Source organism: Allobosea sp. Tri-44 (genome assembly GCF_004123845.1).
GTDB lineage: Bacteria > Pseudomonadota > Alphaproteobacteria > Rhizobiales > Beijerinckiaceae > Allobosea.
Window position 1 is genome coordinate 498940 of sequence record NZ_NBDP01000019.1, and the last position, 23225, is coordinate 522164.

At 64.0% G+C, this 23225-nt stretch carries 20 protein-coding genes and 1 pseudogene; 7 read left to right on the forward strand and 14 right to left on the reverse strand.

Translation table 11 applies throughout. The annotated features are described in order from the left end of the window. Window positions 1–11: 11 nt before the first annotated feature. From B6S44_RS29365 to rffA, 5 genes are all read right to left on the reverse strand, one after another. Window positions 12–161, reverse strand: coding sequence for a hypothetical protein (locus B6S44_RS29365; protein ID WP_164985825.1), 150 nt, complete (start codon window positions 159–161; stop codon window positions 12–14). 40 nt (window positions 162–201) lie between these two features. Next, window positions 202–573: a hypothetical protein gene (locus B6S44_RS14620; protein ID WP_129157602.1), complete on the reverse strand. Its 372-nt coding sequence runs from the start codon at window positions 571–573 to the stop codon at window positions 202–204. A gap of 22 nt (window positions 574–595) precedes the next feature. Continuing rightward, window positions 596–1513: a class I SAM-dependent methyltransferase gene (locus tag B6S44_RS14625; RefSeq protein WP_164985826.1), complete on the reverse strand. Its 918-nt coding sequence runs from the start codon at window positions 1511–1513 to the stop codon at window positions 596–598. 255 nt (window positions 1514–1768) lie between these two features. Continuing rightward, on the reverse strand, window positions 1769–2479 hold the full coding sequence (locus tag B6S44_RS14630) for a WbqC family protein (protein WP_129157604.1): 711 nt from the start codon (window positions 2477–2479) through the stop codon (window positions 1769–1771). Further along, a complete protein-coding gene (gene rffA, locus B6S44_RS14635) occupies window positions 2480–3634 on the reverse strand; it encodes a dTDP-4-amino-4,6-dideoxygalactose transaminase (protein ID WP_129157605.1) in 1155 nt (384 codons plus the stop codon). A gap of 262 nt (window positions 3635–3896) precedes the next feature. Here rffA and B6S44_RS14640 point away from each other — a divergent pair, with 262 nt between their 5' ends. Continuing rightward, window positions 3897–4937, forward strand: a complete 1041-nt coding sequence (locus tag B6S44_RS14640) for a class I SAM-dependent methyltransferase (protein ID WP_129157606.1) — start codon at window positions 3897–3899, stop codon at window positions 4935–4937. A gap of 257 nt (window positions 4938–5194) precedes the next feature. On the opposite strand, the gene B6S44_RS14645 is transcribed toward B6S44_RS14640, so the two are convergent. Next, entirely contained in the window at window positions 5195–6163 is a 969-nt protein-coding gene (locus B6S44_RS14645; RefSeq protein ID WP_349236372.1) for a glycosyltransferase family 2 protein, read from the reverse strand. A gap of 29 nt (window positions 6164–6192) precedes the next feature. Here B6S44_RS14645 and B6S44_RS30200 point away from each other — a divergent pair. Further along, window positions 6193–6519 (forward strand): annotated as a pseudogene (locus B6S44_RS30200) (terminase small subunit); the annotation flags it as partial. Between the two features lie 184 nt (window positions 6520–6703). Continuing rightward, window positions 6704–6985 (forward strand): hypothetical protein, encoded by a 282-nt coding sequence (locus tag B6S44_RS14655; protein WP_206735167.1) that lies wholly within the window; start codon window positions 6704–6706, stop codon window positions 6983–6985. A 119-nt stretch (window positions 6986–7104) separates the two neighbouring features. Here the strand turns inward: B6S44_RS14655 and B6S44_RS14660 are convergent, their stop codons facing one another. The 6 genes from B6S44_RS14660 to B6S44_RS14685 all read right to left on the reverse strand — a co-directional run bounded on the left by B6S44_RS14660 (window position 7105) and on the right by B6S44_RS14685 (window position 12438). Continuing rightward, window positions 7105–7485, reverse strand: coding sequence for a cupin domain-containing protein (locus tag B6S44_RS14660; RefSeq protein ID WP_129157608.1), 381 nt, complete (start codon window positions 7483–7485; stop codon window positions 7105–7107). An 18-nt stretch (window positions 7486–7503) separates the two neighbouring features. Next, window positions 7504–8595, reverse strand: a complete 1092-nt coding sequence (locus B6S44_RS14665) for a Gfo/Idh/MocA family protein (protein WP_129157609.1) — start codon at window positions 8593–8595, stop codon at window positions 7504–7506. 2 nt (window positions 8596–8597) lie between these two features. Then, window positions 8598–9425: a carbohydrate ABC transporter permease gene (locus tag B6S44_RS14670; protein WP_129157610.1), complete on the reverse strand. Its 828-nt coding sequence runs from the start codon at window positions 9423–9425 to the stop codon at window positions 8598–8600. Further along, the gene (locus tag B6S44_RS14675) at window positions 9422–10312 is read right to left on the reverse strand and encodes a carbohydrate ABC transporter permease (protein ID WP_248309611.1); all 891 of its coding nucleotides are present in this window, start codon (window positions 10310–10312) and stop codon (window positions 9422–9424) included. Before B6S44_RS14675 ends, B6S44_RS14670 begins: the two co-directional genes overlap by 4 nt. 65 nt (window positions 10313–10377) lie before the next feature. Next, on the reverse strand, window positions 10378–11631 hold the full coding sequence (locus B6S44_RS14680; RefSeq protein ID WP_129157612.1) for an ABC transporter substrate-binding protein: 1254 nt from the start codon (window positions 11629–11631) through the stop codon (window positions 10378–10380). A gap of 138 nt (window positions 11632–11769) precedes the next feature. Then, entirely contained in the window at window positions 11770–12438 is a 669-nt protein-coding gene (locus B6S44_RS14685) for a GntR family transcriptional regulator (RefSeq protein ID WP_129157613.1), read from the reverse strand. A gap of 126 nt (window positions 12439–12564) precedes the next feature. Between B6S44_RS14685 and B6S44_RS14690 the strand changes: the two genes are divergently transcribed. The 4 genes from B6S44_RS14690 to B6S44_RS14705 all read left to right on the forward strand — a co-directional run bounded on the left by B6S44_RS14690 (window position 12565) and on the right by B6S44_RS14705 (window position 18975). Further along, complete coding sequence (locus B6S44_RS14690; protein ID WP_129157614.1) at window positions 12565–13761, forward strand: Tm-1-like ATP-binding domain-containing protein; 1197 nt, start codon at window positions 12565–12567, stop codon at window positions 13759–13761. A gap of 9 nt (window positions 13762–13770) precedes the next feature. Further along, complete coding sequence (locus B6S44_RS14695) at window positions 13771–14598, forward strand: phosphoenolpyruvate hydrolase family protein (protein ID WP_129157615.1); 828 nt, start codon at window positions 13771–13773, stop codon at window positions 14596–14598. A gap of 137 nt (window positions 14599–14735) precedes the next feature. Beyond that, window positions 14736–14942 (forward strand): hypothetical protein, encoded by a 207-nt coding sequence (locus tag B6S44_RS14700; RefSeq protein WP_129157616.1) that lies wholly within the window; start codon window positions 14736–14738, stop codon window positions 14940–14942. Window positions 14943–15201: 259 nt separating this feature from the next. Then, entirely contained in the window at window positions 15202–18975 is a 3774-nt protein-coding gene (locus tag B6S44_RS14705) for a cadherin-like domain-containing protein (RefSeq protein WP_129157617.1), read from the forward strand. Window positions 18976–19146: 171 nt separating this feature from the next. On the opposite strand, the gene B6S44_RS14710 is transcribed toward B6S44_RS14705, so the two are convergent. After that, window positions 19147–20466 (reverse strand): HlyD family type I secretion periplasmic adaptor subunit, encoded by a 1320-nt coding sequence (locus B6S44_RS14710; RefSeq protein WP_129157618.1) that lies wholly within the window; start codon window positions 20464–20466, stop codon window positions 19147–19149. Beyond that, window positions 20463–22202 (reverse strand): type I secretion system permease/ATPase, encoded by a 1740-nt coding sequence (locus B6S44_RS14715; RefSeq protein WP_248309596.1) that lies wholly within the window; start codon window positions 22200–22202, stop codon window positions 20463–20465. Before B6S44_RS14715 ends, B6S44_RS14710 begins: the two co-directional genes overlap by 4 nt. Window positions 22203–23225 lie beyond the last annotated feature (1023 nt).

Sequence of the window (23225 nt, forward strand, 5' to 3'; positions counted from 1 at the left end):
TTAAGCGACAATCACCGTGAATTTTCACCGTGCGCCGGGCGGATATGGGTCATAACGCGCTCCTGCCTCGCCCGTTCGCCGCTGAGCATCCGCTGAAGGGCGGCGTAGATCGCAGGAATCTGCGTCAACTGATAGAAGCCGGACGTCGTCTGAACCATCATGGGCTCCATCGGCTGAGCAGCCGCTTGTTGGCTGGCAAGGTCAGGAACTCAGATAACCCAGCCATACAGCCCCGATTGCGATCCAGGCGATCGCCGCCAGCTTTTCAGGCGGAAGGCTTTCGCCAAGCCAAAAATACGCTCCTATTGCGGTCATGGGCGCAATCAAGCTCGCTATGGGCAGCATAAAGCTGAGCGGCAGTTTGATCATGGCCGAGTACCAACATGCGGCACCGACAGCGACCATCAGCCCGGCCACCCAGAAGAGCGGGTCGACAAGGAGTCGGGAGAGCCCGGTGAGTATTGGGCTTCCCGATCCGGAGACTTCGCCGATCTGCATCATACGCGTCTTGAACAAGAGCTGCGAGCCTGCGACCGAGATCAGGCTGACGGCGAAAAGAAGCAGAGCTGTCAACTGGGGCACTCATCTGCCTCCTTTAAGAAGATCTTGCGGCTTTGGGCTCCGCAATTTTTGAATCGTGCTGCAAGCGCATGATCATTGGCGAGGCGAGCCCCGCCGGCAGTTTCTCGAGCAACCCAAGAAGGCCGAGCGCCCTTGCCGTCGACTGCACCTTGCCGGCCAACCCGCCTTGCCGCTCCCTGAACAGGGGATCCTGATCAAAGCGGCGCATTGCTGCTGCAAGGACACCGCGATCGAAGGAGATCGACAGCCGGTTGGTGCGGGCGAGACGTTTGACCCGGGATGCCGTGATGAAGTTCAGTTCTTCCCAGATCCCTGGCAGCTTCTTTACGGTCTCCCGATAGAGATAGGCCGTGGCTCGTGGAAGGAAGGGAACCAATGGAATGCCGAAATGCGGCTCGTACGGCACCGCGTAGTTGGGGCACAGGTGAACCATAGTTCCTCCAGGTGCCAGGACACTGGCCATGCCGCGGAAGGCGCCTGCGAGGTCGGGAATATGTTCAAGTACGTTCGTCGAGTAGATCAGGTCGAATTGCCCGTGTCTGGCGGGGTCGAGCTGTTCTGCGCCAATACCTAGCCATTCTGCGCGATAGGTGTCGGGCAGGCGGCGCAGGATCGCCGCGCCGATTTCGGGCATGAAGCCAAAGCCCGAGGCTCCGGGTTCGAGGCCTGTGATGTCCACGCCGGATTGGCGCAGAAAACTGGCGAGAAGCCCGATTCCACAACCAACCTCGAGGACACGCATACCGGGGCGCAGCAACGGGACGACGAGTTCGAGCCCGACGCCGGCCTCGTTGGCATAGGTCGCGAGCAATTGGGTCGCTTCTTCCGGGCCGAGGCCGCAACGCTGCGCCACGGCTGCGATGTCCGGAGTGGCGAGTACGGCCTCCGAGAAAGTCTTGAACTCAGCAGCCACTGGCGAAACGTCGGGCATCAAGAGAGATTCGCGCCAATACCGACGGGTGCCCGGCCAGGCCACAGCGCGCAACATGCCTACCGACAGAGTCGAACTCTCCCGTTGCGTCCATGGTCTCCCGTCTGCACATTGTTCCGGCGTTTCCATCGCGGCGCCCAATCGCCGACGCGGTTGCTAATGCACCAACCCGCGCGCTGCGCGCAAGTGAGCTCTATGCCACCCGCAAGATGGGAGAGGGACGGCTATTCACCACCCATGCCGCAACTCCCCGGTTTAGGCCGAGACGATAGCGCGGGTCTGATCGAGGCCGAGGTTTAGAAGCGTGTCGACAATTGAAACGCCCGGGACAAAATCGCCCCAGACTTGCGGATATGGCTCCCCGAACCGGCCATAGTCCAGCCACTCTACCTGCATGCCGAGCGCTTTGAACTCTTGTTCGTCCAGATAACTCTTGGCCGAGGGACCGGACAGGTAGATCTGGGCACCTACGGCGGCCGAAAGTTTCACCAATCGCTCTGTTGGCTGCATTGCCGCCATGGCTTCCCGGGGCAGCAGATCGACGTCGCGGAGGAAGCGCGTCTCGATCTGCAGCGCTCTGCACAGGGCCGTGATCATGCCTTGGTTGACTTGCGACAGCGTCGGCAAATCCGCGACTGACTCGAACAGGCCCCGGACAACCGGAAATGCATCCTGGAAATGGGCCGCGCGGCGGTAAGACAGCTCGATGCTCTTCAGATGAGACTGCCACCAGCCTGGATCGGCAATGCGGATGCTGTCGATCGGCGCTTGGAAGTTGCCTTTCTGCTGAACGGGCACGGACAGCCAGTGAATGCCCTGAGGCGTCTTGATGGCATTGCGCGTGCGCCAGTCGCGCCGGGTGAACTGGACGCTGTCGAAGAACACGAACGTTTCACAAAGGGCGATGGCGGCGAAGAAACCTCGCCACGGTATATAGCCCGATTGAATGATTGCGACGCGCTTCATTCAGAGGGGGCGTCCGAAATAGTCAAAGATGGCTCGCACCACCCTGTCCACCTCGCTGTCGTCGAGGGTATAGTAGAGCGGCAAACGTAAAAGCCGGTTGCTGACCCGGTCGGTGACGGCCAGATCTCCCGACACACGTCCGTACTTGCGGCCGGCCGGAGCCGAATGGAGCGGCACGTAGTGAAAAACGGCGTTGATGTCGCGCGCCTGCAGATGCCGGATCAGATCGGCCCGTACGGCTTCCGACTCGAGCAGGAGCCAAAAGATATGGCCGTTGACATCGGTTCCCGTAGCGCTGGGCAGCGTCACGGTACCGTCCTCCGCCAGAGGCGCCAGGCGTTCGCGGTAGAGGTCATAGATGGCTCGCCGGCGCGCGCAGATGATGTCGGCCTGTTCGAGTTGAGCCATGAGAAAGGCGCTGACGATCTCGCCCGGGCAATAGGACGAGCCGATATCCTGCCAGGTGTATTTGTCGACCTGGCCGCGGAAGAAGCGGCTACGGTCCGTGCCTTTTTCGCGAATGACCTCGGCGCGGTCGAGCAGGCGCTCATTGTTGAGAATGAGGGCGCCACCCTCTCCTGAGATGACATTCTTGGTCTCATGGAAGGACAGGCAACCGAGGTCGCCGATCGTTCCGAGAGGCTTGCCTTTGAACGTCGAGAGATGGGCTTGCGCTGCATCTTCCACCACCAGCAGATCGTGTCGGCGGGCGATGGCCATGATTGCGTCCATATCGCAGGCGAGGCCCGCGTAGTGAACTGGGACGACAACCTTGGTCCGCTCGGTGATGGCCGGTTCGATGCGAGCCGGATCGATATTGAGGGTGTCCTGCTCGATATCGACGAAAACGACGGTGGCGCCGCGCAGAACAAAGGCCGTCGCCGTGGCGGAGAAGGTGAACGACGGCATGATCACCTCGTCCCCCGGCCCGACCTCGGACAACATCGCGGCCATCTCGAGTGCCGCGGTGCAGGAGTGGGTCATCAGCACGCGGCGGGCTGACAGCGCCTGCTCCAGCCACGTCTCGCAGCGCCGCATGAACGGCCCTCCGCCAGCGATGGTGCCGTTCTGGATAGCCTGAGCGATATACTCGAGTTCTTTCCCGACGATTGCAGGCCGACCGAAGGGTATCTTCTCGCTTCGAAGGTTGTTCACAGTTTCGCTTTCAGAGTGCGCGGAAGCCGGCTCCCCAGCCCCCAGATGGGCCTGCGAGCCTAGGCTCGCGGGTTGTTTTGGCAGCCCGTGCTGGCTATGTCTACTTGCATCACGGGGCTTCTCCCGCTGTTCTCAGGACGCTGTTTTGGCCGACCAAATCGATTGCCACCGCAGGGATGATTGCCCAGCCTGCGGCAGCCAAGACTTCGTCGCTCTTCCGAGCCCGTCAGGCGACAGATCCGTCCTGAGCGATGGTCGCATCATGCCGCGCAGATTGGACAAGGTGGGGTGCCCGGCTTGTGGGCTCATTCGTCATCGCGTACCGCTCGCATCTGCCGAAGTGGCGGCGATATACGATGAGAACTACGCCTTGCCCGGCCAGTCGAGCCTTGCCGACGATGCCCGTGGTGAGGCTTACGCGCGCGTGGTGGCCGGCGCCCTCGCCGGAATGCCCGATCTCGGCCGCCTGCTCGAAATCGGCTGTGGCTCTGGTGCGACTGCCCGTTTCCTGGCCGGCATGTTGCCGGCTCACGAGATCCGGGGTGTCGATCCGGCCCTCCCGGGCGAGTTCTTGGGAGCCGTTGGCAAGGTCACGCTGGCGAGAGGGCTGCTCGAGGATCAAACGGGGCCGGCTTGGTGCGATTTCGATGCGGTGGTGTCGATCAATACGATCGAACATACGCCCGATCCCGCCGGCTTTCTGACGGCGATTGCCGCGCGCCTTCGCCCTGACGGCAAGGCGGTTGTAATCTGCCCAGTCGCGAACCCCGCGAATTGCGAACTGCTGTTCTTCGATCACCTGTGGACGTTATCGCGTGCTGCGTTTCATGCATTCGCGGCTGCAGCAGGGCTCCGGGTCGCAAAGACGCTTGCCCTCGACAAGGACCTCACCTGTTTCCAGGTCTTCGTGATGGAGAAAGGGGACGGCGCTCGGGAGCCGGTGGCGGTGGCGAACCCCGACGATGCAGCCCGATACCTGGCCGCCTGGCGAGAGCTCGATGACCTTTGGTGTGATCGACTCGACGTCCTCGGTGGCCGTGTTCAGATCTTTGGTGCAGGGCAAATGGCCGCGGTCATCCGAGCCTATGCTCCGCGTACCTGGGCCCGCGCCGAGCGGCTTGTCGTCGACGATCCAGTTGATGCCTGGGATCTTGGTCGGGTCGAGCGCTATGTCGCGGAGGATCATGCCCACGGTTACCGCACGATCGTGGCGGTCAACCCGCTGGTAAAGGCAGTCATCGCCGAGCGGATACGGCGAGACGGCGGCGAGCCCGTTGTCATGCCGGATACCATTCAGTTCTAGGAGCGCCATGGCCATCAACGCACTGTTCTGCGTCGATGATTTCACATTCGAGACGGCGCGACGATCGTCCTGCCGGCCCTTCTCGGCCAATCCTTCACAGAAGATCAGGACGTGCGCCAGCTACTGGCTACGGAGTCAAGATGCCGCGGTCCTTGAATGAGCATTTCGCCTCCCGCCGCCGCTAACGGCCGGACCGCGCTCTCGCAGCTACGAGGGCGGGTTCGCTCGCCCTGGCGTAGCCCGCCTTTCGCAGTGGTTCAGCCGTGCGACTTGGTGGCCGGGCCGCGGTGAATTCGGCGCACGACCGCATAGGGACGGCGCTTGGTCTCCGAAAATATATTCGCGATATAGATTCCAAGAATTCCGAGGATAAGGGTCGTCAATCCGCCGAAGAAGCAGATCGCGACGATCAAGGACGCCCAGCCGTCAGCCGCTACGCCCGTCCAAAGATAGCGCGCGACAATGTAAAGGACAGCCGCGCCAGATAAAACAGCCGTCCCCAATCCAAGATAAAGGATCATGTAGAGGAGTTTGGTCGAGGTGGTCGTAACGTACTTCACCAGCATCTCGACTCGCTTCGCTACCGAATAGGACGTCGGCGACAAAGTCAGCTTTGAAACTGTGAGCGGCTCCTGACGAAAGCCCGTCAACAACCAAAGATGTGCGATGAAGAATTCGCGGTCACGATGGCGGATCAGCTCGCGCACATATTGGCGCGTCATCAGGCGTGCGGTGACGAGGTTACGCGGCAGCTTCTGGTCGCTCAGCTTGTCAACGAGCCAGAAGAACGTGTTTCCTGTCACCCGCTCGAACCAACCGCCACGGCGAGCCTCCTGGACGCCATAAACGACGTCGCAGTCGCCTATATGGAAGCGGTTCCAAAAGCTGGTCAGGAGTTCGGGCTCCTCCTCCAAGTCACTGTCGATCAAGAAGACGTAGTCGCCCGACGCGATCGTCAGCCCGGTCATCATCGCCTTGTGATGACCAAAATTGCGAGACAGATCGACCACGATGACGCGGGAATCCCTGTCCTTCAGGTCGAGCGCGCGAGCCAGACTGTCATCGGGCGAGCCGTCATTGACCAACACCAGTTCAATGTCCTGACAGAGACCGGCAGCAGCGGCCATGCAGCGTTCATAGAATGGCTCAATTGTATCCGCCGACCGATAGAGAGTGGAAACGATCGAGAGCTTTATCCGGGGCCTGTCCATATCAACCGAAATCATCTGAGTGGCTCGCACGATGCGCACCCGTCATGACATTGTCGGTCGTGGTGCTGTCAACTCTCCAAGCGCCTCTGATTTTGAGGGAGTCCGATACGGTGTCCATCGAAACTGGTGACCCGGTTCGGTCAGCTCGTCGCCGAGACCATTTGACGTTGCCCCTCGGCGTTGATGCCGATTGGGTCTTGCGTCGCCTTGTTGAAGAGGCCGAGGCCGATCTGGCGGACCTCTATGACGACGAGGGCGATCTCCGGCCGATTGCGGACTGGCCTGCGATCTGGCGACGCGGCCTTGTCCAAGGTGTTGAGGTTGAGACTCTGTATGAGGGGCGAGGCCAAGGTCGCATTGAAATCGGCAGGGTCAAAAAGATCAGGCTCGATAACCGCGTTCGTCACTTGGAGTTTATCGGCAAGCACGTCCGCGTGAATGCCTTTCAACAGCAATGGCCGTGGCCGTGCGGATGGGCTGGCCGAAAGGCTCAATCGCGCTCTGCGGGCGCGTGCTGCGGCTCCTGCCATCATCGACGCGTCATCGTAGCCCAGGGTGAACGAGCGCGTCGGCCGCCTTGCCTGCCGCGCCCTGTGCACACCGCCGCTCTGCCCCTCGCCGCACCCGTTCCCGCGATCAGCGACCAACGCCGAAGAACTCGGCGCCGCGCTGGCTAAGGCGTTCGCATACCGATGGTTCTTGCCTGATCGATATCATGTCGAGTCGATCGCCGACCGCGTGCCGCCATTCTATTCATGGCTCGCGCAGCGAGGCAAAGATCCGCTCAGCATTGAGGCCAATGAAGCGCGCTACGTTGAGCGATCGCAAAAGCGCTGAGATGGCGGTACGGCCTCCGTCAACCCAGCGCCAACTCGGGCCATTGGGCCGCTGACCGGAAGCGGACGTCAGGCGCGTTGCTGACCTGCCACTCTCGGCGACACGCACCGAGGCGCGGCTCAGCCCACGGCTTCATCCTCATGGCTAACGGCCGTGCGCTTACCCGAGGAGAAGACGATCAACGCGAAGAGCGGCTCCGGCCCGAGGCTGCGAGCCCAGTGCCTCACATTGCGCGGAATGCGGATGGCGTCACCAGGACCCAACTGATGGAGAGCATCGCCGAGCTTGTGCTCGCAGGCGCCGGAGACGACGTAGAGGATCTCCTCGCAATCGGGATGCGAGTGCAGGCCGTTGCGCTCGCCCGGATTGATCCGGCAGGTGCCGAACGTCATCTCGGCGCCGGGCACGGCCTCGTCGCTGATCTTCCAGTTGAGTTCACCCCAGGAGGTCGGCATGATCTCGCCTTCCAGGCGTTTCGAGACGGGATTGGTTACGGTCATGTCGCCTGCCTTCGGCTTTCAGAGGTTGGTGGTGACGCCGGCGTCGCTGCGCCGGTAGAATTCGAACAGCTTCATGATCTCGTGCGCGATCGAGAGCGTCCCCTTGCTGATCGCGCCTTCCCCAAGGATGGCGTCGGTCAGGTGGAGGATCTCGGGGACGTAGCCGAGGTAGAACAGGTTGTTGTTGTAGAGCTGGCCGAGCGAGTGCTCCGGCTCGTAGGACAGCGCCGCATCCTCGTCTGGCTGGATGAAACTCGCCGCCCGGCCGTAGCTCGGCAGCCCGGCCTTGCGGTAGACGGTCAGCCTGGTGCCGTTCTCGACGATGGCGTTGGCGCCCTCGCCGATGATCTCGACGCGCTCGAAGGGGCTGCCGCCCGACTGGCCGGCCGCCAGGTGCAGCGTGCCGATCGCCCCGGAGCGGAAGCGCAGATTGGTGACGGTCGCTCCCGTCGCCGCTTCCCATTCATAGCTCGCCCGCTCGATCGGCCCGCCGAGGAAATTGAGGATCGCCCCCGGATGGTAGATGTGGTCGAGGAAGCTCTGCATCCTGACCAGGTCGCCGCGCTCCTCCGGCGGCGGCAGGCTCTGCGGATAGCGCAGATTGATCGAGGTCAGCCGCCCGAAGCCGGGCGCGTCGATCAGGTCCTTCAGCTTCTCGATCGTCGGGAAGAAAGTCTTCTTCAGCCCGGTCATCACCATCTTGCCGACCGCCGCGCTGGCGGCCTGCAGTTGCTCGATCTCGGCGAGGCTCGCCGCCGTCGGCTTCTCCATCCAGACATGGGCGCCGGCCGCGAGCGCCTCGAGCGCGAGCTCGGTCGCCTGCACGCGCCCGTCGGGATGATAGGCGGTGACGAGGAAGACGAGCTCGGGCTTCTCCCGCGCGAGCATCTCGCGGTGATCGCAATAGGCGCGCTCCGCCCCGAAGAGCCTGGCGAACTGGCTCGCCCGGCCGAGGTCGAGATCGCAGATGCCGAGGAGCTCGACCGGAGCGTAGCGCAGCGCCGGATAGACATTGCGATAAGCATGGCCGCCGGCGCCGATGAAGCAGGCTCTGATCCGGCGCTCGAACTCGAAATTATAGCGGATCTCCCGCTGGACGTGATGCGGCATGCTCAGCCCTTGATTGCGCCCTGGGTCAGCCCTTCGGTGAAGCGCCGCTGGGTCAGGATGTAGAGGAGGATGATCGGCAGGCAGGAAATGACGGTGCCGGAGAAGACCAACCGGTATTCGGAGGCATAGGTTCCGGCGAAACGCACGAGCCCGAGCGGCAAGGTCTGGATGTCGGGGCTGATCAGCACGACGAGCGGCAGGAAGAAGTCGTTCCAGGTCGACAGCGCACTGATGACGATGAGTGCCTGTAGCGCCGGCAGCGAGATCGGCAGGAAGATCCTGGTCAGGATCTGGAAATGGTTCGCGCCATCGATCTTGCCGGCCTCGACCAGTTCATCCGGCACGCTCATGAAGAAGCTGCGCATCAGGAAGATGCCGAAGGGGATGCCGTTGCTGACCTGGGCGAGGACGATGCCGGTCAGCGTGTCGATCAGCCGGAGCCCGAACAGCACCTGATAGAGCGGAATGATGATGGCCTGGATCGGGATGGTGAGCCCGAAGATGAAGGCGTAGAACAGCCATTCACGCCCCGGGAACCGCATCTTGGCAAGGGCGTAGCCCGCCGGGGCGCAGGTCGCGAGCATCAGCGCCACGACCCCGGCCAGGTTCATCAGGCTGTTGCCGACCAGCTCGCCGAAGCCGCCGATCCGCCAGGCATCGGCGTAGTTGCGCCACATCAGGTCGGCCGGCCATTGGAACGGGTCGCCCCGGCCGATCTCGGCTTCGGTCTTGAGGCTCGAAACCATCAGCCAGGCAAAAGGGGCCAGGACGAGGACGAGCACGGGGACGAGCGCCAGTGCGGTCGGCCATTCGCGATTGCGCCGGTTCATCGCGCCAACCTCGCCCGCCAGCGGTTGAAGACGACGGTGATGGCGATCGCCAGCAGGCTGAGCAGAATGCAGAGCACCGCAGCCTGGCCGTGGTTCTGCGCCTGGAAGGCGAGCCGGTAGATATAGGTCGTGATCAGCTCGCTCTGATAGAACGGGCCGCCATTGGTCATGACGAAGACGGTCGCGAACCCTTTCAGCCCATTGATCATGGCGAGCGAGACGACGAAGGTCATGACTTCGCTCAGGCCCGGCAGCGTGACGTGGATCAGCTTCTGGAAGCCGTTCGCACCGTCGACCTCGGCGGCGTCGTAGAGCGCCGGATTGATGTTCTGCAGCCCGGCGATGAAGAGCAGCATGTAGAGCCCGAAGCCCTGCCACGAGCTCGCGACATTGACCGAGAACAGCACCAGCACCGGCTCGGACAGCCAGCCCTGGGTGTAGGCGCCAAGGCCGAACCCGGTCAGCGCCGTGTTGAGTAGGCCGAAGAACGGATCGTAGATATTGGCCCAGATCACACCGACGACGGCGAGCGAGACGAGATGCGGCAAGAAGAAGGCGGTGCGGAAGAACACGCCGCTGCGGCGCAGCCGGCTGATCGCCAGCGCCAGGCCGAGGCCGAGGCCGCCGGCGAGGACGACATGATAGATCAGCCAGAGGAAGGTGTGCCGCAGGCTCTGCCAGACGATCGGGTCAGCCGCCGCCTGCCGATAATTGTCGAGACCGGTAAACCGGGCGCTCGTGTTGAAGCCGGCCGACTGGCTGAAGCTTAGCCAGAAGGTCAGCGCCACCGGAAGCAGGGTGAAGACGGCATAGAGCGCGAGCGCGGGGGCCATCAGAAGCAGCGCGGAACCGAGCGTATCCCGGCTTCCGGCGCCGGGCCGGCGCATCGCGCTCCGGCCGCGCGCCGGCGCGTCGTCGATCCGCATAAGGGCTGATTTTCCGGCGGACAAGGCTATTTCGCCTCGCTCATCTTGGCCTGAATCTGCTTCATACCCTCTTCGCCGCTGATCTGCGCCGAGATCAGGCCCTGGATCACCTGGAAATAGGTGTCGAGCACAGAGCCGGGCAGATAGACGCTCGGATTGTAACCGACGCCACCGGCCGCGACCGCGAAGATTTCCTTGAGCACGAGCGTCGGCGGTTCGATACCTTTGAGTTCGCGCGGATAGAGCATGGTGCTCGCCACATGCTGCGCGCGCTTGCGCATGACCGCGTCGGAGAGGATGAAGTCGATCCATTTCAGCGCGAGCTCGGGCTGCCGGGAATTCACCGGGACCAGCCAGCTCCAGCCGACGCCCCCGGTCGGCACTGTCTCGCCGGGGAGGTCGGAGGGCATGGCGGCGAAGCCGGCATTGGCCAGGTCGTAGCCGGCCTTGCGGGCATTGGCAGTGAACCACGGGCCGGCGACGAACATCGCGGCACGCTTGGAGAACCAGAGCCGCGAGGCGCCCTCGAGATCGAGCCCCGCCATCCGCTTCTGGATGAAGCCGGCCTCGACCAGATCGCGCAGCCGGGCGGCGCCGGCGACCATCGTCCTGTCGTCCCAGGCGAGCTCGCCGCGCAGCGCCTTGCCGACGGCCTCGCGCCCGCTCGCCGCCTGCAGGAGATTGCCGAAGAGATGCCCGGCGCTGCCGGTGGTGCGCGGCCCGATGGCGAGCGGCTGCATGCCCGCGGTCTGCATCGCCTGCATCAGCGCCGCGAACTCTTTCCAGGTCGCCGGAATCTTCCAGCCCTGCTCGGCGAACATGTCCTTGTGGTACCAGATGCCGAGCGCATCGAGCCCGTCCGGCACCTCGTAGATCTCGCCGCCGAACTGGCGCTGCAATTCGCTGTAGAGCCAGGGATAGATCTTGTCCTTCCAGCGGCGCTTTTCGTACTCGCCGGTCAGCGCGACGACCTGTCTGGCGTTCCTGACCACGGCGATGCGGCCGATTCCGGAATTGGTCAGGATCACGTCCGGGCCGACGCCCGACTGGATCGCCGCCTGCACCGCGCCGTTGCTGATCGTGCCGGTCGGCGGGATGAACTCCACCTTGACGCCGGGATTGGCGGCCTCGAACTCAGCCTTGATGCCGTTCCAGAGCTCCGCGATCAGCGGTTCGGTGATCTGTTCTGGGCCCCACATCCGCAGGGTCTGGGCGCCGGCGGCAGAACTCGCGGCGATGACGATGGCGAGCGCCGCCATGCGGATAAGCTGCTTGACCATGGTTTCCTCCCTCGGGCTTGCCGTTGGCCGGCGCCGTCGTTCTTGTCGCGGGAGAGGCTCGCCCTCCCTTCCTTCGACCGGCCAGAGCCGGATCCGATCAGGTTGAATCAACCTGATCGGTGAATCCGTCTCTCGCTTTTATTCCAGAGCCGGCTTCTCCTGCGGGAAGCGCGCGAGCACGGCTTCCTGGACGTCGCTGATATGGAGGCGCATGAGCGCGGCGGCGCGCGGGATGTCGCGCGCCTTGAAAGCGGCGAGGATCTCGTCGCGTTCCTGTGCGGCCCGCTCGGCGAGGTCGCTGTTTTCATTGGCGATGGTCCGGCAGAGCTGAATCTGGAGGGCCAGCCGCGCCAGGGTCTCGATCAGCGCCGCATTGTCCGAATGCTCGGCGATGGTCTCGTGGAACTCCTTGTCGCGCGCGCCATAGGTTGCCATGTCGCGCCGGCGCAGCGCCGCCACCGCCTCGTCGAGAATGCGCTCGAACTGCGCGATGTCGCGATCGCTCATCCGCGGGACGGCGAGCTCGACGGCGAAACATTCGAGCGTCTTGCGCAGCTCGTAGAGGTCCTCGATCTCCTTGCGCGAGAAACTGCGCACGAAGAAGCCGCGATAAGGCCGGATCTCGATCAGCCCCTCCTTGGCGAGCGTGCCGATCGCCTCGCGAAACGGTGTCCGGCTGACCTGGAGCTTTTCGGTCAACGACTTCTCGTCGATGGAAACCCCACTCGGCAGGTCGCCCGACACGATCAGCCGAACGATCTCCTCGTAGATCCGCTCGCGAAGGGTGAGGTGGCGTGGGGCGTTCATGTCGGATCCATCTGGGCTTGACAGGCATAGTATGCAATATGCGAAAGAATATACAATATGGAAAAATGAGATTTCCGACGTCGCGGCGGGCTCCCGCGCAACGGCCCGGCAGGGGAGAGGGAACGAATGGGAAAGGTCTATGTGGTCGGCACGCTCGACACGAAAGAGGCCGAGCTCGCCTATGCCAGGCAGGCGGTTCTCGCCGCCGGCGCGGAGGCGCTCCTCGTCGATGTCGGCACGGGGAAGCCCGGTGGCTCACCCGATGTCTCCGCGGCTGAGATCGCCGCCTACCACCCCGGCGGTGCCTCGGCGGTGCTCGGCCTGACCGATAGGGGCCAGGCGGTATCGGCCATGGCCAGGGCGCTGACGGGCTTCCTGGTGACGCGGAACGACATCGGCGCGGTGCTCGGCCTCGGCGGCACGGGCAACACGGCGCTGGTCAGCGAGGCCATGCGGGCCCTGCCGATCGGCGTGCCGAAGCTGATGGTCTCGACCATCGCCTCCGGCAACACCGCGCCGTATGTCGGCCCCAACGACATCGCCATGATGTATTCGGTCGTCGACGTCGCCGGACTCAACGCGATCTCGCGCAAGATCATCGGAAACGCCGCGCATGCGGCGGCTGGCATGGCGCTGAACGAGGTCTTGGCCACCCGCGCCGACAAGCCGGGCCTCGGCATGACCATGTTCGGCGTGACCACGCGCTGCGTCACGCAGGTCCGCGAGGCGATGGAAAGGACGCATGAGGTCTACGTCTTCCATGCGACCGGCGTCGGCGGCCGCTCCATGGAGAAGCTCGCCGATTCAGGCCTGGTCGCAGGCCTGATCGACGCGACCACCACGGAGGTGCCGGACCTGCTCTTCGGCGGCGTCTTCCCGGCGACGGAGGACAGGTTCGGCGCAGTGATCCGGACGAGGCTGCCCTATGTCGGCTCGGTCGGCGCCGTCGACATGGTCAATTTCGGCGCGCGGGAAACCGTCCCGGCCGCCTGCAGGGACCGAAGACTGCATGTCCACAATGCGCAGGTCACCCTGATGCGCACGACGCCGGAGGAGAACCGGCGCATCGGCGGCTTCATCGTCGAGCGGCTTAACCGGATGGAGGGGCCGGTGCGCTTCCTCCTGCCCTTGCGCGGCGTCTCGGCCATCGATGCGCCGGGCCAGCCCTTCCACGATCCGGATGCCGACGAGGCGCTGTTCTCGACCATCCGCGCCGGCTGGGAGGATGCGCCGAACCGGCGTCTCGTCGAGATCGACGCCCATGTCAACGATCCCGCCTTCGCCGCGGCGCTGGTCGACAATTTTCACGCCATCTCGGCCTAGGAGAACGCCATGAACCGCCCGACCCGCTCGGACATCCTGCGCAAGCTCAACGACAAGATCGCCGCCGGACTGCCGATCATCGGCGGCGGCGCCGGCACCGGCCTCTCCGCCAAATGCGAGGAGGCCGGCGGCATCGACCTGATCGTGATCTATAATTCCGGCCGCTACCGCATGGCGGGGCGCGGCTCGCTCGCCGGCCTGCTCGCCTATGGCAACGCCAACGAGATCGTCAAGGAAATGGCCCGCGAGGTGCTGCCTGTCGTCCGCCGCACCCCGGTTCTCGCAGGCGTCAATGGCACCGACCCGTTCATGCTGCCCGACCTGTTCCTCGACGAACTCAAGGCGCTCGGCTTCGCCGGCATCCAGAACTTCCCGACCGTCGGGCTGATCGACGGCACCTTCCGTGCCAATCTCGAAGAGACAGGCATGGGTTTCGATCTCGAGGTCGACATCATCGCCCGCGCCCATGCCAAGGACATGCTGACCACACCCTATGTCTTCTCGGCAGAGGACGCCGCCGCGATGGTGAAGGCCGGAGCCGACATTGTCGTCTGTCATCTCGGGCTGACGACGGGCGGCTCGATCGGCGCCGAAACCGCGCTGACGCTCGACACTTGCATCGACAGGATCGGCGCATGGTCGGATGCCGCCCGGTCGGTCCGGAAGGACGTGATCGTGCTCTGCCATGGCGGGCCGATCGCCACTCCCGACGATGCAGCCTATGTGCTGGAGCGCGCCGGCGGGTGCGATGGTTTCTATGGCGCGAGCTCGATGGAGCGACTGCCGACCGAGGGCGCGATCGAGAAGCAGGTCCGGCAGTTCGCCGCCATCCGCTGACGCTGCGCTCCAAGTCTCTTCGGCAAGAGCGCTGCAAGTCTATCGCTGCCGCCCGACTGCTATGCGGCGGCAGCGCCACTTGCCCGGACGGCCATCTGGACCATATCCCGCGAAAATGACGTTTGCGATGCGGCCCCTTGATCAGCGCGACGCAGCTCAGTCCACACATGCACCAACGACGAAACGCGCCAACGCTCGCCGTTTCTGCTGCCGGGATGAGCCAGTTGGGGGCATTGAGCGGCCACCTGAAAGCGGACAGCGAGAAGGTCGTCGCCGCGAGCATGCTGGATGCAATAGCGCCCAGCACATTGTCGACCGCATCGGCGCCGTCCCGCAAAAAGTGAAGCTCCTCTTCCGGGCTGAAAGCGTGCGCCGAATCCGTGCATTCGGATCCACGCCCTTCATCCCCCGCCAGCCCATCTGAAATCAGAACGGGCAGCCTCAGCGAAATCGGCCCAAGGGCGAACTGGCCCGCCGTTTGACCTACCTCAGCTGCGCCCGCGACTACTCCCAATGCCAATCCGCTGGCCCGTAGATCCGTGCGATTGAGCAAGGAAGATCGACCCGCTCGGCAGGATTGCCTTTAGTCTTTGCGGAGGCGACATGGCTACTCTCACTAGCTTCGATCTGAACGGTTCCGGCACGGGACTCAACGAGAGCAGAACCTTTCAGGAGGGGGCGTCCGCCATTCTCCTCGCACCGAGCGCCGCGCTCAGCGCAAGCGGCAATTTCAATGGGCAGTCACTGCGCCTGTCGGGCCTCCTGGCCGAGGCGCAGATCGGGTTTGCGAGCGGGGTCAGTCTTGCGGGCACGAGCGTTCGCGTCGGCGGCGTCACGGTCGGCTCCGTCAGCGGCGGCACGAATGGCGCCGACTTCGTGATCGCGTTCAACAGCAATGCGACGGCCAGCCGGGTTCAGACCGTGCTGCGCAATCTCACCTATACCGATGCGAGCGACACGCCGACGCCGAACCAGACAATCAGCTTCAATCTCGCCGGCACGGTTCGGACCGACGCGATCACGGTCGTGCCGGTGAATGATCGACCGGTACTCGACCTGAACGGCGCCGCCTCGGGCACCAGCTCGTCGGCTTCCTTCATCGAGAACCGTTCCGTCGCCGTCTCACCGAATGCGACCCTGACAGACCCGGATACGAGCAGCCTCGTCTCGCTCACGGCAACGCTCCTTGCCCTGCCGGACGGCAACGCCCTCGAGCGGCTCAGCCTGGATGCCGCTGCAGCGAGCGCCGCTGCGGCCGCCGGGCTCTCCGTCACCTATTCGGCTTCCACCGGCGCGCTCAGCATCGACGGCAGCGCGTCGGCGGCGACCTATCAGGCCATCCTGCGCGGCATCCTGTACGAGAACGGAAGCGATCAGCCCTCCACGGCGACCAGAACGGTCCGTGTGTCGGTGAGCGACGGCACCGACGCTAGTCTCGTACGGGATGCGAGCATCTCGATCACCCGCGTCAACGATGCGCCGCTGCTGGATCTCAACGGCGTGGCGGCTGGAACGGGCGTGACTTTGTCGTATCGGACCGGCGACGCGCCCGCGAAGTTCTCCGCTGCGGCGACTGTTGCCGACATCGACTCGGCGAATTTCGGCGGCGGGTCCTTGCGCATCGGCTTCATGGCGAACGGCTCCGCCGGCGACCAGCTCCTGATCATCACCGACGCGACCGTGACGATCAGCGGGACCACCGTGCGGGTCAATGGAACCAGCATCGGGACGGTGTCCGGAGGAACCAACGGCAACGATCTCGTGGTGAGCCTCAACACCAGCGCGACGCCTGCAGCCGTCCAGACACTTCTCCAGCATGTCGGCTTCTCGACGGGCGCGGGCAGCCCGACCTCGCCGCGCGAAGTGACGTTCACGCTCAACGATGGCGACGGGACGGCCAATGGCGGCCAGGCCGTCGCAAGCGCCGTCGCTACGATCGAACTCACGGCTGGCCAGGGTAACGTGGCCCCGACGCTGATCGGCGACCTGCAGGCGACGATCGCCAATGCCAGCACCTACCAGTTCACCACCAGCGATTTCTTCTACACAGATCCGGACGACGGGCCGGCCGGCATCACCTTCTCGGTCAGCAACATCGACAACGGCTTTGTCCGTCGCAACGGCACGGCGGTGTCGAGTTTCACGGCCGAGCAGCTCGCGGCAGGCCAGATCACCTATTGGCACGACGGGACGGAGCCGGTCGGCAGCTTCAGGATCGCGGTCGAGGACGGCAATGAGGACGGCTCCACGCCGGTCGCGCAGAACTTCGTCTTCAACGTCACGACCGGGCAGGTGAACACGCCGCCGACGCTGACGGGCGACCTGCAGGCCACGATCGCCAATGGCAGCACCTACCAGTTCACCACCAGCGACTTCTTCTACACAGATCCGGACGATGGTCCGGCCGGCATCGCCTTCTCGGTCAGCAACATCGACAACGGCTTTGTCCGTCGCAACGGCACGGCGGTGTCGAGTTTCACGGCCGAGCAGCTCGCAGCCGGGCAGATCACCTATTGGCACGACGGGACGGAGCCCGTCGGCAGCTTCAGGATCGCGGTCGAGGACGGCAACGAGGACGGCTCCACGCCGGTCGCGCAGAACTTCGTCTTCAACATCACGACCGGGCAGGTGAACACGCCGCCGACGCTGACCGGCGACCTGCAGGCGACGATCGCCAATGCCAGCACCTACCAGTTCACCACCAGCGATTTCTTCTACACCGACCCGGACGATGGTCCGGCCGGCGTCACCTTCTCGGTCAGCAACCTCGACAACGGCTTTGTCCGCCGCAACGGCACGGCGGTGTCGAGCTTCACGGCCGAGCAGCTCGCGGCCGGCCAGATCACCTATTGGCACGACGGGACGGAGCCCGTCGGCAGCTTCAGGATCGCGGTCGAGGACGGCAACGAGGACGGCTCCACGCCGGTCGCGCAGAACTTCGTCTTCAACGTCACGACCGGGCAGGTGAACACCCCGCCGACGCTGACCGGCGACCTGAGAGCCACCATCGCCAGCGGCGGCAGCTATGTGCTGAGCCAAGCCGATCTCTTCTATTCCGACCCCGACGACAGCGCGACGGGTGTCGCCTTCACCGCCTCTGGGGTCACTGGCGGCACGCTCCTGGTCGCCGGGGCCGCCGCCATGAGTTTCACGCCGCAGCAGCTCACCAATGGCCTGGTCGCCTTCCGGCACGATGGCTCGTCCACGGCGCCATCCTTCTCCGTCTCGGTGGAGGATGGGAACGAGGATGGCTCGACACCAGTTGCGCAGAGTTTCATCCTCGACATCGGAACGGGAGGAAGTTCTGCGCTCGATCTCTCGGGCGCCGTACGCGGGGTCAGGGTCGACCTTGGCGCCGCGCAATGGGTGCTCGCCACGAAGGTGATGGCGCTCGGCGATTCGATCACCAATGGCGACTCCCCTCCCGGACAGGACGAGCATGGCTATCGCGGCTTCCTCTACCAGAATCTGGTCGAGGCAGGGCGCCTCGTCGACCTGGTTGGGCCCAACAGCAACGGCCAGGTCCCCGATCCCCAGCATGCCGGTTATCCCGGCGAGACCGGCGACGACATCCAGGCGCTCCTTCCCAACCTCCTCGCCACCTATACACCGAGCGCCATCCTGCTCATGGTCGGCACCAACGACGTGCTCCAGAAGAGCAATCCGCAAAACGCCGTCAGCGCCGAGATCGCTGGCATGCTGAACCATGTCGCGCAGGCAAGCCCGGCGACACATGTCTATGTCGCGACGCTGCTGCCGCTGGCGGGCCATGATACCCAGATTGCCAATGTGAACGCCGCGATCCGAAGCGTCGTCGCGGACGCCGTGGGGCGCGGTCAGAATGTCAGTCTCGTCGAGATGCCGAGCGTCGCGCTGTCCGATCTGTTCGATGGCATACACCCGAACGATACCGGCTATCGCGAGATGGCCGGCTACTGGACCACGGCCTTTCTGGCCAAGCCGCCCGCAGCCGGCATGGGCACGGCGATCGATGCTGCGGTGACTAACGTCACCGGAAGCTCCCACAACGATCTTCTGATCGGCGACGGCCGGGCCAACGAGCTTTCAGGCGGCGCCGGGGCCGACTGGATTCGGGGGGAAGCTGGCAACGACCTTCTCACAGGCGGCGCTGGCCGGGACGTTTTCGTCTTCGCGCCCGGCTTCGGCCAGGATACGGTTCGCGACTTCGTCCGCGGCGAGGATCTCCTGGATTTCAAGGCTTTCGCTTTGAATGTCGGCGATTTCGCGTCCTGGCGCCAGGACCATATCTCGGCTTCAGGCGCCGACGCGATCGTGACGATCGAGCCCGGACACTCCGTGACGCTCACGGGTGTCTCCGCCACCGCGCTGCAGGCAAGCGATTTCCTGTTCATCTGATGCGGTAGCAAGGGCTGCGTTGCCGAGACCTTGAATTCTTGGTTTCGTCGTCCTGCAGATTGGCGGGGCGGCGCGATCACGGGCGAGTGGACGGCGGCGCATGAAGGAAGGGCTGATCGGCGGCGAGGGCTTCTCCAAATGCGGACACTCTGCACGCCGAGTGTCTGAAGCTCACCGCTCCTTGAAAGATTTGGCCATTTGATCTTTGAGCGGCTTCAGAATGTATTCGAGCGGGCTGCGTTCCTCGGTCTCGACGAAGACATCAGCCTGCATGCCAGCGCCGATACGATGAGGTGCGAGACGAGCGAGTTCCTCAGGCTCGACATTGACCCGAATCGTATAGAACGCGGTGCCGGTTTGCTGGTCGCGGCTGATATCAGCCGAGATGCGAGAAACTTTGCCCTTCAGCTCCGGCGTTGTGCGTTGGTTGAATGCGTGGATCTTCACCTGCGCGGATCGCCCAAGGACCAATTGGTCGATGTCGGACGGCAGGATGCGGGCTTCGATTTCCAAGCCGTCCTCGACAGGAACGATCATCATGAGCGGTTCGGCTGGCGTGATCACACCGCCGACAGTATGGACCGCCAGTTGATGCACGAAACCGGTGCTCGGCGACCTTATCTCGACGCGCTTCAGTTGATCCTCGGCCGCAACGCGGCGTTCGACCAGCTCTGCACTCCGCGCTTGTATCTCGCGCAGTTCCTTCATCACCTCCTCGCGCAACGCATCCTCGACCTGGATGATCTGGAGTTGTGTTTCGCCGATTCTGCTTTCAGCCTGAGCGACCGCGGCCAGCAGTTGCCCCTTCTGACCCTCTAGGTTTGCAGCTTCTCGTTCCAGAACGGCCTTTCGGCTCAGGGAGACGAGGTTCTTCTCATACAGCCCCCTGACGCCCAGAAGTTCCTCTTCGATCAGGGTAGCCTGGCGATCCCTTGCCTCCTGCTGCGCCCGGTGACCGACGATCAGATCCTGAAGCTGGCCGACGCGCTTGACGAGTTGCGCCTTCTGCCCTTCGCGCGATGAGCGTCGCGCCTCGAACAGGGCCTGCTCGGCCGCGACGAGCTCGGCGATCTCAGGCTCATGCAGCCGGCCGGCCAGATCCGGCGCGACGACGATCGCGCCACGGCGGTCCCGCTCGGCCTGGAGGCGGCCGCGACGTGCCGCGAATTCGTCGAGCTGCTTGGTGATGACCTGCAGATTGGCGCGGGTGACGGTGTCGTCCAGGCGGATCAGGACGGCGTTCCGCTCGACACGCGCACCCTCGCGAACCAGGATCTCGCCGACGACGCCGCCGGTCGGGTGCTGCACCTTCCTGACATTGCCGTCGACCACGAACTGGCCCGTCGTGACGACCGCGCCGGAGAGAGTGGTTGCAACGGCCCAGACGCCGACCGTTCCGGCGAAGAGGGCGATGCTGGCGCCGCCGATCGTGGCGAGCCGCCCCAGCGCTTGCCGGAAATCCGCTTGGTCCTGTCCGTTGGGCTTCGTCATGACGCCATCGTCTGCCGTTGCGCGCTTGGCAGCCCGCCTTGCTTGAGAACCCGCTGCAGGATTTCCTTCTTCGGGCCGATGGCCTGGATGCGGCCTTCAGCGATCATCGCGATCTGATCGACGCCTGCGATCGCGGTCGGGCGATGCGTCACGACGATGACGATCCCGCCGCGGGCGCGAATGCCTTTGACAGCCACGGTTAACGCCTCATCGCCGTCATGGTCGAGGTTGGAATTGGGTTCATCCAGCACAATGAGGAATGGCTCGCCGAACAGCGCCCGCGCCAGGGCGATCCGCTGGCGCTGGCCGCCCGACAGGGCGGAGCCTGCCTCGCCGATGCGGGTGTCGTAGCCATTTTCGAGTTTGAGGATCAGCTCATGCGCTCCAGCGGCGCGCGCCGCAGCGACGATCGCCTCATCCGAGGCGTCGGCCTGGAAGCGGGCGATGTTCTCGGCGACGGAGCCGTCGAGGAGTTCGATATCCTGCGGCAGATAGCCGATATGCTGCCCGAGCTCGCTCCGGTTCCACTGATCGAGATCGGCACCGTCCAGCCGGACCGTCCCCCTGAGCGGTCGCCAGACACCGACTAAAGTACGCACCAAGGTCGACTTGCCGGAGGCGCTCGGCCCGATGATGCCGAGGCCCTGGCCGGCCTCGAGCTTCAGCGAAACGCCTTGCAGGATCGGCGCCTGCTGGCCGGGCGCCGCCACCAGCAGGCCCTCCGCCGAGAGTTCGCGCCGCGGCTGCGGCAGCGCCGTATGCTCTCGCACGGCAAAGGCAGGAGAATTCAGCACTTGCCCAAGATGCTTGAGCCCCTGACGGGCTGCGACGAACCCCTTCCAGTGTGCGACCGCGATCTCGATCGGAGCCAGAGCGCGCGCGGTCAGGATCGAAGCGGCGATCATCGCTCCGCCGGAGATTTCGCCATGGATGGCGAGATAGGCGCCGAGGCCGAGCACGGCCGATTGCAGGACCATGCGGAAGATCTTGGCGAAGGCGCCGATCCCGCCGATCGCGTCCGCTCCGGCCAGCCAGTCGCCGATATGACGACGACTGGCCTCCCGCCATCGGCGCTCGAAGGCCGGCCCCATGCCCATCGCGGCAAGGGCCTCGGCATTGCGCCGGCTGGATTCGGCGATCATCTCCCGCCCCACGCCGCTGGCCTGCTGCGCTGCAGCCGTCAGGCGGCTCTTACGCTCCGCCAGTGCCGTCAGCCCGAGGATGACGGCGCCCCCCGCAATGGCGAGCCAGCCGAGCCAGGGATGCAGCAGGAAGCAGCCGGCGAAGAAGAGCGGCATCCACGGCATGTCGAACAGGGCGGTGGGGCCCAGCGAGGCCAGGAAGGCACGGATCTGGTCGAGGTCGCGGATCGGCCGCAGCGCCTGCTCCGGACGATAGCCCAGCAGTGGCATCCGCTGTGCCGCCGCAAAGGCGGATGGCGAGACCTGCTCGTCGAAACGCGCGCCGATCCGGGACAGCATCCTGACCCGGATCGCATCGAGAACGCCCTGCAGGGCGTAGGCGGCGAGCAGGAGTAGGGAAAGCCCGATCAGGGTCGGCACGCTGCGCGAGGTCAGGACCCGGTCATAGAGCTGCAGCATGTAGAATGAGCCCGACAGCATCAGGAGATTGATGCAGCCGGAAAACACGCCGACCGCCGCAAAGGCTCCGCGACAGGACGACAGGGCGGAGGCGACGACCGAGACTGCTGGCGCGGGAGAAGCTGAACGCATCATTGCAGGCTCTCCGAGCACCCTCGAGGGGGGTACGGCAACGTATCGAGGACATCGCGATTCGTGTGCATCTCCGGCACCGCGGCGAATGTCAGCAGATCAAGCCGGAGTACCGTGACCGACGCCGGCAGCTCGTCACAAAATGCGCCGATCCAAGGCCAGCAGGAATGTCGCACGGATGAGCCGCGCCATCGCCGCGTCCTCCCCCGCTCCCTTAGGTCATATCCCAGTAGAGTATCTTGGCATCAGCGGATTCAATGTCGAAGACGAAGTAACCCATCGTATCCAGCATCGTACCCCGCCATCGCGCCGTCTGCGGCGGCGAGGTCAGACAGGTCATCCTGCTACTGTCCGAGAGCCAGATCAGCGCCAGGAGCGGAAGTTGGTGCACCGCCCGGGAGCAGACGTTCAATGCCGCACTTAAATGCGCAAGGACACTCAAACATCAGCCTCGGAGGTGCCGAAGCTGAGTTACCGATCATGTCGCATAATCAGACCATCGCCGGTGGCTGGGTCTACATCTGCGCCGTATGGTCTCTCAGTTCCGCCGAGTATGCGCGCAGGTGACGTCGCTTTCGTGTTCGTGTCAGCCACATATCGAATATGAAAGGTAGCAAGGCGCTCGCAGCGAGCGGCCCTGCGTAACGGAAAGCTGGACACCGTAGCATTTCCCGAAGCCCCACACGGCGACCGCGAAAAGGCAAACGTTAATGAGGCCGTAAGTCAGCGTCGAACCAACGGGCGCGGGAGCTTAGGCAGAGGCCGCAATTTTGGCGCCGACGCTCCGCTGATGAAGGTCGGTCTCATATGGGTCGCTGACCTCCCAGTCGGCAGGGGTAGAAAAAATAATAATCGGCTATACCTCTGTAAAACAAACAATAACTGTATTATATCAGCTCATTATGTCCTTTTTGGTAGAAAATAATCTAATTATAATCGACTAAGATTCACTATTTTCGTGCCCTTGCAAAATAAATCTGCTTCCATGTCTTATATTCGCTTAAGTTGATCCTATATCCGAGCTTG

Bases quoted from the DNA above. Each gene is read 5' to 3' on its own strand.
- B6S44_RS29365 (WP_164985825.1), bottom strand. From the start codon at position 161: ATGATGGTTCAGACGACGTCCGGCTTCTATCAGTTGACGCAGATTCCT.
- B6S44_RS14625 (WP_164985826.1), bottom strand. From the start codon at position 1,513: ATGCCCGACGTTTCGCCAGTGGCTGCTGAGTTCAAGACTTTCTCGGAG.
- B6S44_RS14630 (WP_129157604.1), bottom strand. From the start codon at position 2,479: ATGAAGCGCGTCGCAATCATTCAATCGGGCTATATACCGTGGCGAGGT.
- B6S44_RS14640 (WP_129157606.1), top strand. From the start codon at position 3,897: ATGCCGCGCAGATTGGACAAGGTGGGGTGCCCGGCTTGTGGGCTCATT.
- B6S44_RS14645 (WP_349236372.1), bottom strand. From the start codon at position 6,163: ATGATTTCGGTTGATATGGACAGGCCCCGGATAAAGCTCTCGATCGTT.
- B6S44_RS14660 (WP_129157608.1), bottom strand. From the start codon at position 7,485: ATGACCGTAACCAATCCCGTCTCGAAACGCCTGGAAGGCGAGATCATG.
- B6S44_RS14665 (WP_129157609.1), bottom strand. From the start codon at position 8,595: ATGCCGCATCACGTCCAGCGGGAGATCCGCTATAATTTCGAGTTCGAG.
- B6S44_RS14670 (WP_129157610.1), bottom strand. From the start codon at position 9,425: ATGAACCGGCGCAATCGCGAATGGCCGACCGCACTGGCGCTCGTCCCC.
- B6S44_RS14675 (WP_248309611.1), bottom strand. From the start codon at position 10,312: ATGCGCCGGCCCGGCGCCGGAAGCCGGGATACGCTCGGTTCCGCGCTG.
- B6S44_RS14680 (WP_129157612.1), bottom strand. From the start codon at position 11,631: ATGGTCAAGCAGCTTATCCGCATGGCGGCGCTCGCCATCGTCATCGCC.
- B6S44_RS14685 (WP_129157613.1), bottom strand. From the start codon at position 12,438: ATGAACGCCCCACGCCACCTCACCCTTCGCGAGCGGATCTACGAGGAG.
- B6S44_RS14690 (WP_129157614.1), top strand. From the start codon at position 12,565: ATGGGAAAGGTCTATGTGGTCGGCACGCTCGACACGAAAGAGGCCGAG.
- B6S44_RS14695 (WP_129157615.1), top strand. From the start codon at position 13,771: ATGAACCGCCCGACCCGCTCGGACATCCTGCGCAAGCTCAACGACAAG.
- B6S44_RS14705 (WP_129157617.1), top strand. From the start codon at position 15,202: ATGGCTACTCTCACTAGCTTCGATCTGAACGGTTCCGGCACGGGACTC.
- B6S44_RS14710 (WP_129157618.1), bottom strand. From the start codon at position 20,466: ATGACGAAGCCCAACGGACAGGACCAAGCGGATTTCCGGCAAGCGCTG.
- B6S44_RS14715 (WP_248309596.1), bottom strand. From the start codon at position 22,202: ATGATGCGTTCAGCTTCTCCCGCGCCAGCAGTCTCGGTCGTCGCCTCC.